Origin of the sequence: Thauera butanivorans NBRC 103042 (assembly GCF_001591165.1) — a bacterium.
GTDB classification, from domain to species: Bacteria; Pseudomonadota; Gammaproteobacteria; order Burkholderiales; family Rhodocyclaceae; genus Thauera; species Thauera butanivorans.
Window position 1 is genome coordinate 1 of the sequence record NZ_BCUG01000149.1, and the last position, 648, is coordinate 648.

General features: G+C 67.6%; 2 protein-coding genes. Both read left to right on the forward strand.

The genetic code is table 11. The annotated features are described in order from the left end of the window. Positions 1-224: hypothetical protein (locus tag TBU01S_RS22760; protein WP_157659273.1), on the forward strand; the 224-nt coding region annotated here is incomplete at its 5' end. Positions 225-237: 13 nt separating this feature from the next. Next, positions 238-648, forward strand: a 411-nt coding sequence (locus TBU01S_RS22765; RefSeq protein ID WP_157659274.1) for a hypothetical protein, incomplete at its 3' end; no start/stop codon positions are given.

The following is a 648-nucleotide window of genomic DNA, read 5'->3' on the forward strand; positions in this document are numbered from 1 at the left end:
AGGAAGCCAAGCCCGGCCTGTCGCCGGACGGGGCCGGCTTCGTCGCCTTCACCCTGGCTGAGTCGCCCGTGCCCGGCTCGCTGGAGATCACCTGGGCTGTGTCGCGCGAGACCAGCGTCAGCAGCGGCACCAGCGCCACCTCGGCCGGCACTGCCTTCCTCGCCGCCACCGCCGCCAGCGCCCATGCGCAAAAGGTGCGTTATCCCGTCACGGTTGCAGGCTGATCAGGAGTAGAGCATGACTTACGTCGTCGTCAACAGAAACAAGGTTGCCTCGGTCGAGCGTTCGGGCACCTCCAGCGCCAGCGCCACGCACACGGCCGCGCAGTCCTCTCTCACGCAGCTCACCCTCACGCGCACGGTCACCGACCACAGCGACGGCAGCGGCAACCTGTTCGGCACCTACGGCACCGTGCTGTATCCCACCAAGACCGTTAACCTGAAGGTGGTCGGCGACTTCACGGAGAGCACCTACCAGACCGCCTACGAGACGGCCGACGCCTTCAGCCCCGCATCCGGCGCGGCCGGCAGCACATCCGGCAGCCAGAAGGGCGGCGAAACCGGTAGCCAGACCTTCAAGGAAGTCTACGCCGCCAATTCGCTCGTCGTGCGCTACAAGACCGGCGCCGGCGTCACCGAGTCGCACAGC